At 45.1% G+C, this 14,594-nt stretch carries 28 protein-coding genes; all 28 read right to left on the bottom strand.

The genetic code is table 11. The annotated features are described in order from the left end of the window. Positions 1–107: 107 nt before the first annotated feature. The 28 genes from rpsM to rpsJ all read right to left on the bottom strand — a co-directional run bounded on the left by rpsM (position 108) and on the right by rpsJ (position 14,022). Positions 108–476 carry a 30S ribosomal protein S13 gene (gene rpsM, locus ABC831_RS13305; protein WP_158343488.1) on the bottom strand — a complete coding sequence of 123 codons (369 nt, stop codon included), beginning with the start codon at positions 474–476 and terminating at the stop codon, positions 108–110. A 204-nt stretch (positions 477–680) separates the two neighbouring features. Beyond that, a complete protein-coding gene (gene rpmJ, locus ABC831_RS13300) occupies positions 681–794 on the bottom strand; it encodes a 50S ribosomal protein L36 (protein WP_073992704.1) in 114 nt (37 codons plus the stop codon). Between the two features lie 221 nt (positions 795–1,015). Beyond that, complete coding sequence (gene infA / locus ABC831_RS13295) at positions 1,016–1,234, bottom strand: translation initiation factor IF-1 (RefSeq protein ID WP_158343490.1); 219 nt, start codon at positions 1,232–1,234, stop codon at positions 1,016–1,018. A gap of 3 nt (positions 1,235–1,237) precedes the next feature. Beyond that, the gene (locus tag ABC831_RS13290; RefSeq protein ID WP_343248597.1) at positions 1,238–1,522 is read right to left on the bottom strand and encodes a KOW domain-containing RNA-binding protein; all 285 of its coding nucleotides are present in this window, start codon (positions 1,520–1,522) and stop codon (positions 1,238–1,240) included. A 10-nt stretch (positions 1,523–1,532) separates the two neighbouring features. After that, the gene (gene map / locus ABC831_RS13285; protein WP_343248596.1) at positions 1,533–2,288 is read right to left on the bottom strand and encodes a type I methionyl aminopeptidase; all 756 of its coding nucleotides are present in this window, start codon (positions 2,286–2,288) and stop codon (positions 1,533–1,535) included. Between the two features lie 4 nt (positions 2,289–2,292). Continuing rightward, positions 2,293–2,937, bottom strand: coding sequence for an adenylate kinase (locus tag ABC831_RS13280; RefSeq protein ID WP_343248595.1), 645 nt, complete (start codon positions 2,935–2,937; stop codon positions 2,293–2,295). Between the two features lie 152 nt (positions 2,938–3,089). Beyond that, positions 3,090–4,391, bottom strand: coding sequence for a preprotein translocase subunit SecY (secY, locus tag ABC831_RS13275; protein WP_343248594.1), 1,302 nt, complete (start codon positions 4,389–4,391; stop codon positions 3,090–3,092). Beyond that, entirely contained in the window at positions 4,392–4,832 is a 441-nt protein-coding gene (rplO, locus tag ABC831_RS13270; protein ID WP_343248593.1) for a 50S ribosomal protein L15, read from the bottom strand. Positions 4,833–4,860: 28 nt separating this feature from the next. Beyond that, positions 4,861–5,043, bottom strand: a complete 183-nt coding sequence (rpmD, locus tag ABC831_RS13265) for a 50S ribosomal protein L30 (protein WP_158350148.1) — start codon at positions 5,041–5,043, stop codon at positions 4,861–4,863. A 17-nt stretch (positions 5,044–5,060) separates the two neighbouring features. Continuing rightward, the gene (rpsE, locus tag ABC831_RS13260) at positions 5,061–5,570 is read right to left on the bottom strand and encodes a 30S ribosomal protein S5 (protein WP_158343504.1); all 510 of its coding nucleotides are present in this window, start codon (positions 5,568–5,570) and stop codon (positions 5,061–5,063) included. Positions 5,571–5,589: 19 nt separating this feature from the next. Then, positions 5,590–5,958: a 50S ribosomal protein L18 gene (rplR, locus tag ABC831_RS13255; protein WP_158343506.1), complete on the bottom strand. Its 369-nt coding sequence runs from the start codon at positions 5,956–5,958 to the stop codon at positions 5,590–5,592. Positions 5,959–5,976: 18 nt separating this feature from the next. Continuing rightward, positions 5,977–6,516, bottom strand: a complete 540-nt coding sequence (gene rplF, locus ABC831_RS13250) for a 50S ribosomal protein L6 (RefSeq protein ID WP_343248592.1) — start codon at positions 6,514–6,516, stop codon at positions 5,977–5,979. A 12-nt stretch (positions 6,517–6,528) separates the two neighbouring features. Next, complete coding sequence (rpsH, locus tag ABC831_RS13245; protein ID WP_158350151.1) at positions 6,529–6,930, bottom strand: 30S ribosomal protein S8; 402 nt, start codon at positions 6,928–6,930, stop codon at positions 6,529–6,531. Between the two features lie 167 nt (positions 6,931–7,097). Beyond that, the gene (locus ABC831_RS13240) at positions 7,098–7,283 is read right to left on the bottom strand and encodes a type Z 30S ribosomal protein S14 (RefSeq protein WP_158350152.1); all 186 of its coding nucleotides are present in this window, start codon (positions 7,281–7,283) and stop codon (positions 7,098–7,100) included. 17 nt (positions 7,284–7,300) lie between these two features. Then, the gene (gene rplE, locus ABC831_RS13235) at positions 7,301–7,840 is read right to left on the bottom strand and encodes a 50S ribosomal protein L5 (protein ID WP_158343513.1); all 540 of its coding nucleotides are present in this window, start codon (positions 7,838–7,840) and stop codon (positions 7,301–7,303) included. Positions 7,841–7,864: 24 nt separating this feature from the next. Then, positions 7,865–8,176 (bottom strand): 50S ribosomal protein L24, encoded by a 312-nt coding sequence (rplX, locus tag ABC831_RS13230; RefSeq protein ID WP_158343515.1) that lies wholly within the window; start codon positions 8,174–8,176, stop codon positions 7,865–7,867. 17 nt (positions 8,177–8,193) lie between these two features. Beyond that, entirely contained in the window at positions 8,194–8,562 is a 369-nt protein-coding gene (gene rplN / locus ABC831_RS13225) for a 50S ribosomal protein L14 (RefSeq protein WP_158343517.1), read from the bottom strand. 34 nt (positions 8,563–8,596) lie between these two features. Then, positions 8,597–8,851 (bottom strand): 30S ribosomal protein S17, encoded by a 255-nt coding sequence (gene rpsQ / locus ABC831_RS13220; RefSeq protein ID WP_158343520.1) that lies wholly within the window; start codon positions 8,849–8,851, stop codon positions 8,597–8,599. A gap of 18 nt (positions 8,852–8,869) precedes the next feature. Next, positions 8,870–9,079, bottom strand: coding sequence for a 50S ribosomal protein L29 (rpmC, locus tag ABC831_RS13215; RefSeq protein ID WP_158350155.1), 210 nt, complete (start codon positions 9,077–9,079; stop codon positions 8,870–8,872). Further along, complete coding sequence (gene rplP, locus ABC831_RS13210) at positions 9,076–9,507, bottom strand: 50S ribosomal protein L16 (RefSeq protein ID WP_158343524.1); 432 nt, start codon at positions 9,505–9,507, stop codon at positions 9,076–9,078. The genes rpmC and rplP overlap by 4 nt, the downstream gene beginning before the upstream one ends. Beyond that, complete coding sequence (gene rpsC / locus ABC831_RS13205; protein WP_343248591.1) at positions 9,507–10,163, bottom strand: 30S ribosomal protein S3; 657 nt, start codon at positions 10,161–10,163, stop codon at positions 9,507–9,509. Before rpsC ends, rplP begins: the two co-directional genes overlap by 1 nt. 11 nt (positions 10,164–10,174) lie before the next feature. Further along, the gene (gene rplV, locus ABC831_RS13200; RefSeq protein ID WP_158343529.1) at positions 10,175–10,561 is read right to left on the bottom strand and encodes a 50S ribosomal protein L22; all 387 of its coding nucleotides are present in this window, start codon (positions 10,559–10,561) and stop codon (positions 10,175–10,177) included. Positions 10,562–10,576: 15 nt separating this feature from the next. Next, a complete protein-coding gene (rpsS, locus tag ABC831_RS13195; RefSeq protein WP_158343531.1) occupies positions 10,577–10,858 on the bottom strand; it encodes a 30S ribosomal protein S19 in 282 nt (93 codons plus the stop codon). A 14-nt stretch (positions 10,859–10,872) separates the two neighbouring features. After that, a complete protein-coding gene (rplB, locus tag ABC831_RS13190; RefSeq protein ID WP_158343534.1) occupies positions 10,873–11,715 on the bottom strand; it encodes a 50S ribosomal protein L2 in 843 nt (280 codons plus the stop codon). A 287-nt stretch (positions 11,716–12,002) separates the two neighbouring features. Beyond that, positions 12,003–12,302 (bottom strand): 50S ribosomal protein L23, encoded by a 300-nt coding sequence (rplW, locus tag ABC831_RS13185; protein ID WP_158350157.1) that lies wholly within the window; start codon positions 12,300–12,302, stop codon positions 12,003–12,005. Further along, complete coding sequence (gene rplD, locus ABC831_RS13180) at positions 12,302–12,922, bottom strand: 50S ribosomal protein L4 (protein ID WP_158350158.1); 621 nt, start codon at positions 12,920–12,922, stop codon at positions 12,302–12,304. The genes rplW and rplD overlap by 1 nt, the downstream gene beginning before the upstream one ends. A gap of 28 nt (positions 12,923–12,950) precedes the next feature. Then, the gene (gene rplC / locus ABC831_RS13175; protein ID WP_343248590.1) at positions 12,951–13,586 is read right to left on the bottom strand and encodes a 50S ribosomal protein L3; all 636 of its coding nucleotides are present in this window, start codon (positions 13,584–13,586) and stop codon (positions 12,951–12,953) included. Between the two features lie 118 nt (positions 13,587–13,704). After that, positions 13,705–14,022: a 30S ribosomal protein S10 gene (gene rpsJ / locus ABC831_RS13170; RefSeq protein WP_158343542.1), complete on the bottom strand. Its 318-nt coding sequence runs from the start codon at positions 14,020–14,022 to the stop codon at positions 13,705–13,707. Positions 14,023–14,594: the final 572 nt, after the last annotated feature.

Below are 14,594 nucleotides of genomic sequence, written 5' to 3'. Positions count from 1 at the left end.
TTTAAACTATTTTCCTTTCATTAAATTTGTCTGTCTTTTAAAGACATTTAGGTATACCCGTCTTTTAAAGACAAATAATAGTTTTTATCAAGATTTACAGCAGAAGATTATTTCTTCTTATTCGCTACTGTTCTCTTCGGACCTTTTCTGGTTCTTGCGTTTGTCTTAGTCTTCTGACCGCGAACCGGGAGTCCTTTTCTATGACGGATACCACGATAGCAGCCGATTTCCTGTAATCTCTTGATATTCATGGCAATTTCACGTCTCAAATCACCTTCAACCATCTGGGTTGCATCGATGACGTCACGGATTCTACCAACTTCTTCATCCGTCAAATCCCGGACACGGGTGTCAGGGTTTACTTTCGCTTCTGCCAAAATACGGTTGGAACTCGTTCTTCCAATTCCGTAGATGTAAGTCAAGCCAATCTCTACACGTTTTTCTCTCGGTAAGTCTACACCAGCGATACGAGCCATGTGCGCATTACACCTCCATTAGTTAATCACTACATTTCATTGTTCTTGTCTGTCTTTTAAGACATATTACGTTTCAAAAGTCAATTCCGTTTTCCCTCGGTATTGAAAAACAGAATCTATTGAATTATTTAAACCAGCATGAACAACGCAGCCTCGTGGTTCATACTGCAGCCGCACGAATAGAATGGAACCTGACAAGACAAATCAGCCCTGTCTCTGTTTGTGTTTCGGATTTTCACAGATAACTCTGATACTTCCTTTTCTCTTGATAACTTTGCACTTTTCGCAAATAGGTTTTACAGATGATCTTACCTTCACGGAAAACCCTCCTTTCCTGCCATAAGGCGATTCCTTATTTTTGCCCATGAAACCCGGACATCTCGGTATGTCCGCGGGCTTTTCTTATCTATTTTCAGGGCATAACTACAAAAGGGCCCCAAAAAACGTCCGTTTTATATTATAACATCAACCATATTATAATGCAAGACAAATCTTCCATAAATTCTCTGCGTTTTATGGACATTTCTGACTAATTATGTCTATTTATCTCTCCAGATGATTCTGCCTTTGGATAAATCGTAGGGAGACAGTTCAATCGTTACTTTATCGCCCGGCAGAATACGGATAAAATTCATACGCAGCTTTCCGCTGATATGGGCCAGTACCTTATGGCCGTTTTCCAATTCCACCTGAAACATGGCATTCGGCAACTTCTCTACGACTGTTCCTTCGATCTCGATAACATCGGCTTTTGACATAGTTTAGACCTCCTCACTCACCATTGTCGCCTGATAGGCTTTCAATATATATTTGATTTCTTCGTCTATGATTTTACTTCCGTTTTCAAATTTCGTCTGCAGCTCACCGGATGCCCGCTTGATGATCTGGACATGTCTCCGGTTCTTCTTTTTGGGCCGGTCCAGCGTCCTTTTTTTACCGTCCGCCAGATATACATATTCCGGTTCTACTTTTATTATGACATATAACTGGTCTTTATCATGACCTGCCTTTGCCTTCGCCAGCATTCCTGCTTTCCATTCTTCCATAGCAAAACCTCTACTTCGAAAGGGTGAAAATTTCCGGATCCCCATCTGTGATCAGAACCGTATTTTCGTAATGGGCGGACAAAGAACCGTCATCTGTTACTACTGTCCAGTCATCGTCAAGCCAAGCCACATCATAACGGCCTGCATTGATCATAGGCTCAATAGCAAGTGTCATACCGGGTTGCAGGAGTAATCCTCTTCTCTTCTGCCGGAAATTAGGTATCTGAGGGTCCTCATGCATTTCTTTCCCTATGCCGTGGCCTACCAGATCCCGAACTACACCATAGCCAAAGCTCTCGGCATAATCGGCAATCGCAGCGGATATCTCATGGAGATGATGTCCTGCTCTGGCAAACTTGATTCCTTCAAAGAAACTCTGTTTTGTCACGTCAATGAGCTGCCTGGCCTCCTGGCTGATCTCCCCGACCGCATGTGTTCTAGCTGCATCGGATTGATACCCCTTGTAAATGACTCCTGCATCCAGGCTCACGATATCGCCCTCCTGGATTATGTGATGCCGATCGGGAATCCCATGCACCACCTCATCATTTACGGAAACACAGATAGAAGCCGGATACCCGTTATATCCCAAAAAGGACGGGATACAACCAAAGCTTCGGATCAGCTCCTCGCCGAATAGATCGATATCCTTTGTTGAGATACCGGGACGAACCGCTTTCTCCATTTCATTGTGTACTTTTTCAAGTATCTTGCCAGCTTCTCTCATCAGCTCAATTTCTCTGGCAGATTTTATTGTCACAGCCATATTTTTACGCTCCCAAAACCTTTACAATGTCACCGAAAACTTCAGCCATGTCCTTGGTTCCGTCTACTTCCACGAGAATTTTCTCCGCGGTATAATATTCAATCAAGGGCTGTGTCTGGTCATGATACACATCCAGACGCTTCTTTACCGTTTCCGGTTTATCATCTTCTCTTAATACGAGTTCATTTCCGCACTTGTCGCAGACGCCTTCTTCCTTCGGAGGAATTGTAACTACATGATATGTAGCTCCGCAGTTTAAGCAGGCTCTTCTGCCGGCCATACGATTGATGATGTTTTCATCTGCTACTTCTACGTTGACGGCGTAGTCTATTTTTTCACCGTTTGCAGATAACGCGGCATCCAGCGCCTCTGCCTGGGGAATCGTTCTGGGAAATCCATCCAGAATATAACCCTTTTTGCAGTCTTCCTGCTGTACACGGTCTACAACCAGATCTACAACCAGTTCGTCGGGAACCAGAAGTCCCTGGTCCATATAGGTTTTTGCTTTCTTTCCTAATTCCGTACCATTTTTTATATTAGCTCTGAAAATGTCTCCGGTGGAGATGTGGGGAATCTGATATTTCTCTGCAATCTTTTCCGCCTGTGTTCCTTTACCAGCGCCGGGTGCTCCAAGCATAATTATTTTCATAGTGATTCCTCCTCCATTATGAAGTATTACCAGTATTTACCATGTTTATGCCGTGTTTTTAACGGCATACAGGTATACCCGAAGGGTGTTACCATGCTTATGCCCTAAAAGGGCGAACCAATCAAAGTCCGCCCCTTATCGGGTCAATCGCATTAGTCGTTCAGGAAACCTTTGTAGGAGCGAACCAGCATCTGTGATTCGATTTGCTTTAATGTCTCCAGAATTACACCGACGATAATAATCAGTGATGTTCCTCCAAAGGAAACATGTGCTCCGAATACTCCGCTGAAGATAATCGGGATGACAGATACAACCGTCAGGCCGACAGCTCCGATAAAGATAATATAGTTCAGAATTCTTGTCAAATACTCCGTAGTAGGTTTTCCGGGACGGATACCAGGTACGAATCCACCCTGTTTTTTCATGTTGTTCGCAATTTCCATCGGATTGAAGGTGATGGAAGTATAGAAATATGCAAAGAATACGATTAATATAATATATACCAGCAAACCTACGGAATACGCCGGTTTTTGAGGATTACACCAATTTCCGGAATTCAGTACTGCCAAAATCGTACTGTCCTGCCCTTTTCCGATAAAAGTTGCAATCACGATCGGAAACTGCATCAGGGAGGATGCGAAGATAACCGGAATAACACCGGCTGTATTCACTCTCAGCGGAATATGCGTAGACTGTCCGCCTACCATCTTACGCCCCTGCATCTTTTTGGCATACTGCACTGGAATTCTGCGTTCTCCATTCTGCAACACGATAACAAATACTACTGTAAACAGGATAACTGCCAGGATAATGACTATCGCTAAGCCGGCTTTCGCAACACTTTTTCCCTGTACAAACCGCTGGAATAAAGTACCGATATCCTGAGGAAGCCGGGAAATAATGTTGATCAACAATACGATAGAGATACCATTTCCCACACCGTTTTCCGTAATACGTTCACCAATCCACATAAGGAATGCACTACCTGCCGTCATCGTAACAACTGTCATTGCCACGCTTACGAAATTGTAGTCCAGTAATAATCCCTGACGTCCAAAGCCAACTGCCATTGCGATCGATTCGATCAGCGCAAGAGCTACCGTTACATAACGGGTGATGGCCACGATTTTCTTTCTGCCGTCCTCTTCCTTGTGCATCTCTTCCAGCTTCGGAATCGCGATGGTCAGCAACTGCATGATAATGGAAGATGTGATGTACGGGGTAATACTAAGGGCGAAGATCGACATCGAAGTAAAAGAACCGCCGGTAAATGCGTCAAAGAAATTGAAGGCATCTCCGGAATGCTGCTGGAACCACTGCTGGAAGTACAACCGGTTCACTCCCGGAATCGGGAGCTGGGAACCGATACGTACGACTACCAACATGGCAAATGTGAATAAGAGCTTATTTCTTATGTCTTTTATTCTAAATGCATTACGAAGTGTTTCGAGCAATTAGATCACCTCTGTTTTTCCACCAAGAGCTTCGATTTTAGCTGCAGCATTTGCACTGAAAGCATTTGCCTGTACGGTAAGCTTCTTAGTTAATTCTCCATTTCCAAGAATTTTAACACCATCTCTGGGGTTTTTGATAATACCTTTTTCCAACAAAGCTTCAATGGAAACTACTGCATCATTGTCAAACACTTCAAGAGCGTCGAGATTTATTGCTACGATTTCTTTTGAGTTTCTGCAGGTGAATCCCCTCTTAGGGATACGTCTGTATAAAGGCATCTGTCCACCTTCAAATCCGGCTCTTGGAGCTCCGGAACGGGCTTTCTGCCCCTTGTGTCCTTTACCTGCAGTTTTACCGTTACCAGATGCATGGCCGCGGCCTCTTCTGAAGTTATCGCTGTGTTTGGATCCTTCTGCTGGTCTTAACGTCGATAAGTCCATCGTTACACCTCCTTAACTGCTGTTTCTATTAGATTTCTTCTACTTTCACTAAGTGTTTCACCTGCTGGATCATGCCACGAACCGCTGCGTTATCCGGCATTTCCACAGTTTTGTTTAACTTGCGAAGGCCAAGGGCCTCAACTGTTTTTTTATGCTTCGGAACCGCGCCGATGGTGGATTTCACCAATGTGATTTTTAATTTCTCTGCCATTTTCATTGCCTCCTTAATTAAGCCAGAATTTCTTCGACGGCTTTGCCGCGATTCTTAGCTACTTCTTCCGGAGTTTTCAACTGTCTCAAGCCTTCGATGGTAGCGATTACCACGTTCTGCTTGTTGTTGGAGCCCAGGGATTTGGTACGGATATTTTTGATACCTGCAAGCTCCAGCACGCTACGGGCCGGGCCGCCTGCGATGATACCAGTACCATCAGGAGCTCTCTTTAACAGCACGGAAGCACTTCCGAATTTTCCGATGAAATCATGAGTAATACTGTTATTTTCATCCATTGCAACGGTGATCAGCTTCTTGGCTGCGTCTTCTTTTCCTTTGCGGATCGCTTCCGGAATTTCGGTTGCTTTTCCAAGACCTGCGCCGACATGGCCATTGCCATCGCCTACTACGACTAAAGCTGTGAAGCGGAAGTTACGACCACCTTTAACAACCTTAGTTACACGCTTGATGGAAACTACTTTTTCGGTTAATTCTAACTGACTAGCGTCAACGATTGTACGTTTCATGTGTTCTTCTCCTTCCTGCCTAGAATTTTAATCCGGCTTCTCTGGCTGCGTCAGCCAGTGCCTGGATCTTTCCTTGATATATGAAGCCGCCGCGGTCAAAGACTACCTCATCAATACCCTTTTCCAGGGCTTTCTTCGCGATAACCGTACCAAGATATGCAGCTGCTTCAACGTCGTTGGTTTTCTTAAGCTCTGCTTTTACATCCTTCTGAAGGGTTGATGCAGAAACTAAAGTGTTTCCCACGGTATCGTCGATGATCTGCGCATACATATGATTGTTGCTCCGAAACACAGCCAGACGCGGACGAGCAGCTGTGCCACTGAAACGGTTGCGCATTCTTCTATGTTTATTCTGCCGGACTTCGGCTCTTGATTTCTTACTAACCATTTCTCTAACCCTCCTTTATTATTTCTTACCAGTCTTACCAACTTTACGTCTGATGACTTCGTCAGCATATTTGATACCTTTGCCCTTGTAAGGTTCCGGTCTTCTCTTATCTCTGATCTCAGCAGCGTATTGGCCAACTTTTTCTTTATCAATACCGGAGACGGTAATCTTGTTACCATCTACCTTGGATTCCAGTCCTTCCGGATCTTCCATCTCAACCGGATGAGAATATCCCAAAGAGAGGGTTAATTTCTTACCGGATTTTGCGGCACGGTAACCAACACCGTTGATTTCCAGTACCTTTTCATATCCATTGGTTACACCAACAACCATGTTGTTGATCAACGTTCTGGTCAGACCATGCAGGGATTTCATCTTCTTCAGGTCGTTGGGTCTGGTAACAACTACCTGACCATCTTCCATCTTGATTTCCATCTCAGAGGGCAATACTCTCTCGAGAGTACCTTTCGGCCCTTTTACAGTCACTTTATTATTTTCTGCAATATCCACAGTTACGCCTGCGGGTACCGCGATTGGCATTCTTCCTATACGTGACATGCCCGTACCTCCTTACCATACAAACGCTAAAACTTCTCCGCCTACCTGAAGTTTACGCGCTTCTTTATCAGTTACAACACCACTATTGGTGGAAATAATTGCGATTCCAAGTCCTCCTAAAACCTTCGGTAATTCATCTTTTCCTGCGTATACGCGAAGTCCGGGTTTGGAAATCCTCTTAAGTCCGGTAATGATTTTCTCATTTTTATCTTTACCGTATTTCAGAGTAATACGGATTGTTTTAAAGCTGCCGTCTTCTACAAGATCGTATTTTGCGATATATCCTTCGTTTACCAGGATATTAGCTATCGCGATTTTCATCTTTGAAGCGGGTACATCTACGGTATCATGTTTTGCAGTATTTGCATTACGGATTCTTGTAAGCATATCTGCAATCGGATCGCTCATTGTCATTTGGGTTTTACCTCCTTTTTTTTAGAATCTGCGGGGCTGGTTTGCAGCTGGACTGTTACGCTCGACTAGCGCTCGACCGCAAAAGGCGCGCTCTCGCTTAAGTCTCGGTAACGGCGTTCTCACTAGGCTCTTCGTCGCAAGCTCCTCATCACCAAGTGTTCACAGCCTCACCAGCTAGCCTTTTTAACGCCCGGTATCTGACCTTTATAAGCTAATTCACGGAAGCAGATTCTGCAAATTCCGTATTTTCTCAAATAAGCATGCGGACGGCCACAGATTCTGCAACGGTTGTATTCTCTGGTAGAATACTTCGCCGGACGCTGTTGCTTAATTTTCATTGATGTCTTAGCCATGAAATTTTCCCTCCTAATTATTTGGTAAACGGCATATTGAACTGTGTCAATAATTCACGGGCTTCTTCGTCGGTTTTCGCGGTTGTAACGAAAATGACATCCATGCCTCGTACTTTGTCAACCTTATCATATTCGATTTCCGGGAAAATCAACTGTTCTTTAATACCCAGCGCGTAGTTTCCTCTTCCGTCAAATGCGTTCGGGTTCACACCTCTGAAGTCACGCACACGGGGAAGTGCCAGGTTGATGAGGCGGTCTACGAAATCATACATTCTTTCGCCCCGAAGTGTTACTTTACATCCGATCGGCATTCCTTCTCTGATCTTGAAGTTAGCGATGGAATTCTTCGCTCTGGTGATCACTGCCTTCTGGCCGGTGATTGTTTCCATATCCTTGACCGCCGCTTCCAAAAGCTTTGCGTTTTCCTTGGCTTCACCAACACCCATGTTGATAACTACCTTGTCAAGTTTCGGTACTTCCATCACGTTTTTATATCCAAACTTTTTCGTCATCGCTTCCACGATTTCACTTTTGTAAATCTCTTTTAATCTACTCAACTTTCCGGACCTCCTTCCTTAGAATTAATCAATTACATCGCCGGTAGCTTTGGCTACACGTACTTTTTTGTCTCCATCCATTTTGTATCCGATTCTGGTTACTTTACCTTTGTGCAGGTACATGACGTTGGAAACATCGATCGGTCCTTCTTTATGCATAATACCGCCGTTCTGGTTTGCTGCGGAGGGTTTCGCATGTTTGGTTACCATGTTTACGCCTTCTACCAGGACTCTGCCGTTTTTCTGATCTACGGAAAGGACTTTTCCTTCTTTGTCTTTATCTTTACCGGCAATCACTTTTACCGTGTCGCCTTTTTTAATTTTGATCGCTGACATCTTCTTAGAACACCTCCTTATAATACTTCCGGAGCCAAGGATACGATCTTCATAAACTGTTTCTCACGAAGCTCTCTGGCTACCGGCCCAAAAATACGTGTTCCTCTGGGAGTCTTGTCATCTTTGATGATGACTGCTGCATTTTCATCAAATTTTATATAAGAGCCGTCTTTACGACGAGCGCCTTTTACGGTACGTACCACGACAGCTTTTACAACATCGCCTTTTTTAACAACACCGCCTGGCGTTGCATCTTTGACCGTGGCTGTAATGATGTCACCGATATTGGCATATCTTCTGGTGGAACCGCCCATAACTCTGATACAAAGTAATTCTTTGGCACCGGTATTGTCGGCAACTTTAAGCCTTGTTTCTTGTTGTATCATGCCTTTAACCTCCTTAAAATTTAACCCGAAGAAATTATTTCACTTTTTCTACGACTTCCACAAGTCTCCATCTCTTGTCTTTGGAAATGGGTCTTGTTTCCATAACTTTTACGGTATCGCCGATATTGCACACGTTGTTCTCATCATGAGCTTTCAATTTATACGTTCTCTTTACGATCTTTTTGTAAAGAGGATGTCTTACATGGTCTTCTACGGCAACAACGATGGTTTTATCCATTTTATTGCTGACAACTTTGCCCGTACGGGTTTTTCTCAGATTTCTTTCCATCTGTGTAGCTCCTCTCTATTACTCAGCAGCTTTCGCAGCTTCAGTCAGAACGGTCTGGATTCTGGCAATGTTTTTGCGAACTTCTTTGATTCTGCTTGTGTTATCCAACTGATTTGTCGCATTCTGGAATCTTAAGTTAAAAAGCTCTTTTTTCGCAGCTACTAACTCTTCCTTTAATTCCACAACAGATTTCGATTTTAATTCTTCTACAAATTTATTCGTTTTCACTGTTTATCACCGCCTTCTAAGTCTGCGCGAGAAACGACTTTACATTTCACAGGCAACTTATGGGTTGCAAGACGCAGTGCCTCTTTCGCCGTTTCCTCCGGTACACCTGAGATCTCGAACATCACACGGCCGGGTTTTACTACGGCTACCCAGTACTCTAAGGAACCTTTACCGGAACCCATACGTGTTTCTGCCGGTTTCGTGGTTACTGGTTTATCGGGGAATATTTTAATCCAAACCTGGCCACCACGCTTGATGTAACGGGTCATAGCAACACGGGCTGCCTCGATCTGGTTCGATTTGATCCATCCGGGTTCCATGGCAATGATACCATACTCACCATTGCTGATGGTATTGCCCCTTAAAGCTTTCCCTTTCATGGAGCCACGGAACTGTTTCCGACGTTTTACTCTTTTCGGCATTAACATTATTTATCGCTCCCTTCCTTATCAGCTTTCGTTGGAAGTATTTCGCCTTTGTAGATCCACACCTTAACTCCGACTTTGCCGTAGGTGGTATCTGCCTCAGCGAATCCATAATCAATATCAGCACGAAGTGTCTGAAGCGGAATCGTACCCTCGCTGTAGAACTCGGTACGGGCCATATCAGCACCGCCTAAACGGCCGGATACGGAAGTTTTGATTCCAAGAGCACCTGCTTTTAAGCTTCTGCCCATGGAGGATTTCATCGCACGGCGGAAGGAAATACGGTTCACTAACTGCTGCGCAATATTTTCAGCCACTAACTGTGCATCTTTATCAGGTCTTTTCACTTCTTTGATATCTACTACCAATTTCTTGTCAGTAAATCTTTGAAGCTCTGCTTTTACTTTTTCGATTTCAGATCCGCCTTTACCGATGACTACGCCCGGTTTTGCGGTGTAGATCACGATTTTCACACGGTCTGCAGTACGTTCGATTTCGATTTTGGAAATCCCGGCACTGAATAATTTATTTTTCAGGAATTTTCTGATTTTGTAGTCTTCTACCAGATAATCAGCAAATTCATCTTCTGCATACCACTTAGAGTCCCAATCTTTGATGATACCGACTCTTAAGCCATGCGGATTAACTTTTTGTCCCATGATTGCCCTCCTTATCTTTCATCCAACACAATGGTAATGTGACTGATTCTTTTTTCAATCCGGTAAGCTCTTCCCTGAGCTCTCGGTCTGATTCTCTTCATTGTAGGTCCCTTGTTTGCATAGCACTCTGCAATGTAAAGATTCTCCGGATTCATTCCATTATTGTTTTCTGCGTTTGCAATAGCGGATTTCAATAATTTTTCGATCACGCCGGAAGCATATCTGGGGTTATAAGCTAAAATACCAAGAGCCGCAGTCACGTCTTTCCCTCTGATGGCATCTAATACGAAGCATGCCTTCTGGACAGACATTCTGGCATAAGATAACTTTGCGGAAGGTCTGGTATCTTTATTGGCATTTCTCTCTCTTTTTATCTGGCTTCTATGTCCTTTTGCCATGGTTTAGAATACCTCCTATCTTACTTTCGATTTCTTCTCATCTTTGCCATGTCCACGATAGGTTCTGGTGGCGACAAACTCACCCAGCTTGTGGCCTACCATGTCTTCCGTTACATATACCGGAACATGTTTTCTTCCATCATGAACTGCAATTGTATGTCCGACCATCTGCGGGAAAATCGTAGAACGGCGGGACCAGGTCTTGATGACCGATTTATCACCGGATGCGTTCATGGAGTCGATCTTTTTTAATAAACTCTCATCTGCGAACGGTCCTTTTTTTAATGAACGAGCCATAGGTTCTAACCTCCTTATTTCATAGCCTTTCCGTCTCTTCTTCTTACAATCAGCTTATTGGACTGTTTGTTCTTCTTTCTGGTCTTCAGGCCCAGAGCAGGCTTGCCCCAAGGGGTGCAAGGACCGGGACGTCCGATACCAGTTTTACCTTCACCACCACCGTGGGGATGGTCGTTGGGGTTCATGACGGAACCACGTACGGTCGGGCGGATACCCATGTGACGTTTCCGTCCTGCCTTACCTACGTTGATCAGGTTGTGCTCACCGTTTCCCACCACACCTACGGAAGCACGGCAGATGATGGGAACCATTCTCATTTCACCGGAGGGAAGACGTAAGGTTGCGTATTTTCCTTCTTTAGCCATCAGCTGTGCGCTGGTTCCTGCGGAACGGACCATCTGGCCGCCGCGGCCGGGATACAGCTCGATGTTGTGTACCTGGGTACCTACCGGGATATCAGATAACGGCAGGCAGTTTCCGATTCTCACTTCGGCTTCCGGTCCGTTCATGATCTTCATGCCGTCCTTTAAGCCTTCCGGAGCCAGGATATATGCTTTCTCGCCGTCTGCGTAGCAGATCAGCGCGATATTGGCGCTTCTGTTCGGATCGTACTCGATACCGATTACTTTTGCCGGGATTCCGTCTTTCTTTCTCTTGAAATCCACGATTCTGTATTTTCGTCTGGAACCGCCTCCGCGGTGTCTGACTGTGATCTTTCCCTGATTATTACGGCCGGAGTTTTTGCTCAGAGATACTACCAGGGATTTTTCCGGGGTAGTTTTTGTGATTTCGGAGAAATCAGAACCGGTCATATGTCTTCTGGAAGGTGTATATGGGTTATAGGTTTTGATACCCATTTTTTTCACTCCTTTCAAGTTCTGGTTATTGTTTGTTGCTGCGTTAATATGAAGCTGAGGTTAGTGCTTTAATTGAAAAATGTGTATTCTCGATGGGTTTGGGAGTGGCGTTCTTGCTTGGCTGTTGTTGGCAGAGTACTCTGCCGGTATGAGTAGGTTTGCAGCTGGACTGTTACGCTCGACTAGCGCTCGACCGCAAAAGGCGCGCTCTCGCTGAGTCTCGGTAACGGCGTTCTCACTAGGCTCTTCGTCGCAAGCTCCTCATCGCCAAGTGTTCACAGCCAGCCCTACAGCCCTTCGAAAATTTCGATTTCTGCACTGTCCTCGGTCAGTTTTACGATGGCCTTCTTGGTCTTTGCGGTTTTTCCGTAGGTCATTCCACGTCTCTTCGTCTTGCCTTCCAGATTCATGGTATTGACACTGGCTACTTTTGTTCCGGAGAACATTTTCTCAACCGCTTCCTTGATCATCGTCTTGTTTGCTTCCGGATGGACTAAGAATGTGTATTTCTTCTCGCTCATCGCGTTCATACTTTTTTCCGTGATAATCGGTTTTAAGATTACATCATAGTATTGAATGCTTGCCATTATGCATACACCTCCTCGATGGTTGCAACAGCTGCCTTCGTTGTGATGACTGTGTTGTATTTTAAGATGTCGTATACATTGATGGTGTTGGTAAGAACCGTCCGGACTTCCGGAATGTTTCTCGCGGATAATACCACTTTCTCATCATTGTCATTCAGTACAACCAAAGCTTTGTTCACTTTTAAGTTGTTCAGAACTTCCTGGAACTTCTTGGTTTTGATTTCATCGAATTTCAGATCATCCAGCACGATGAATTTGCTTTCCATTACTCTGGAAGTCAAAGCAGACTTAAGTGCCGCTCTCTTTTCCTTTTTGTTCATCTTAAAGGAGTAGTCTCTCGGTACCGGTGCGAATACAACTCCGCCGCCCGTCCACTGAGGAGCTCTGATCGAACCCTGTCTCGCGTGACCGGTTCCTTTCTGTCTCCAGGGTTTCTTTCCACCGCCGGATACTTCAGAACGGGTTTTCGCTTTCTGAGTTCCCTGACGCTTATTTGCAAGCTGGTTTACGACTGCCATGTGTACCAGGTGCTCGTTTACTTCCACACCGAATACGGCATCGTTTAATTCCATCGTACCAACTTCTTTGCCTTCCATATTATAAACAGATACGTTTGCCATCTGTAAGTTCCTCCTTTCTCAAAGCCTCTTATTTCGCCGTCTTCACGGTTTCTTTGATAATAACCAATGCTTTCCTGGGTCCGGGTACTGCGCCTTTTACCAGCAGCAGGTTCTTCTCTGCGTCTGCGCGGACAACTTCCAGGTTCTGTACCGTAACTTTCTTCGCTCCCATGTGTCCGGGCATCTTCTTGCCTTTGAATACTTTACTGGGATCGGATGCGGAACCATTGGATCCGGCATGGCGGTGATATTTGGAACCGTGGGTCATGGGTCCTCTGTGCTGGCCATGTCTCTTGATCGCGCCCTGGAATCCTTTTCCTTTGGAAATGGCAGTAACATCAACTTTCTCGCCGCTCTCAAAAACATCTGCTTTGATTTCCTGTGCCAGCTGATATTCACTTGCATTTTCAAACTTGAATTCTTTTACGAATCTCTTGCAGGATACGCCTGCTTTGTCGAACTGGCCCTTCATAGGCTTGTTCACCAAATTCTCACGTTTGTCCATGAATCCGACCTGTACGGCGTCATATCCGTCATTGTCAGCGGTTTTCACCTGTGTAACCACACAGGGACCAGCCTGTAATACGGTTACCGGAACTAACGTGCCATCTTCGTTGAAGATCTGGGTCATTCCAACCTTTGTAGCTAAGATCGCTTTTTTCATTCTTTCCTTTACCTCCTAAATCTACAGCGGAACGCGGCCATGCTTATTTAGCTGCGTTCATACTAGTTCGGGAAAACAAGTTTCCTTAACGACACGGGGATACCGTATCGATTGCTGTTTATTTTTGTTTCATTTTGATGTCGATGTACACACCTGCGGGCATTTCCAGTCTGGACAATGCATCTACCGTCTTCGGGGTAGGTGTGATAATGTCGATCAGTCTTTTATGAGTTCTCTGCTCGAACTGCTCTCTGGAGTCTTTGTACTTGTGTACCGCTCTCAAGATGGTAACTACCTCTTTCTTCGTGGGCAGCGGCACCGGTCCGCTCACCTGAGCACCATTCTTCTTCACAGTTTCGATGATTTTTTTCGCGGATGCATCCACCAATTGATGATCATACGCTTTCAATGTGATTCTCATTACTTGACTTGCCATAAAAAAAGTCGCCTCCTTTTCGTACTTTTCATACCAGTACGACAAGCGGTGACTGTACACTCTTCCGTGTGTGTCGCGTTTGCTACATTCTTACACGGTGTGCTCTGCCCGGCTCGAAAACCGTTCAGATACTCGATCCTGCTGATCCGGATCTTATTCGGTACAGTGACTTGTCGCCAGTTTCCTAACTTGACATTCGCTCCACGGAAAACCTGCCACATTTGGGCAGCAACCTCACGCTTCAACGCTATCAATGTCACAGCACGTTTAAGTATATAGGAAAGATCTGAGGATTGCAAGTATTTTTTTATTTTTTTGGTAAATTTTTTACGATTTACGGCCAACTTTGGTAAATGGGGATTTTGTGGACGAAGGTCCGGGAAGGGAGGGAGGCGGTCCGGCCTTTGGAACCGGGCGGCGAATCCCGTGGGGCCAAATCACTTCGGCCGGACATAAGAATGGCTAACTCCGAAGGCTGGAGAACCTCTTATTGGCAGGGCCCGGAACAAACTCGCCAGAGGACGGCTCGGACAGTGTTCCAGGCCCTGCGAGGTTCTCCAGCCTTCTGCGTA

Source organism: Diplocloster hominis (assembly GCF_032380655.1).
GTDB lineage: Bacteria > Bacillota > Clostridia > Lachnospirales > Lachnospiraceae > Diplocloster > Diplocloster hominis.
This window is presented reverse-complemented; position numbering and strand designations above follow the sequence as displayed.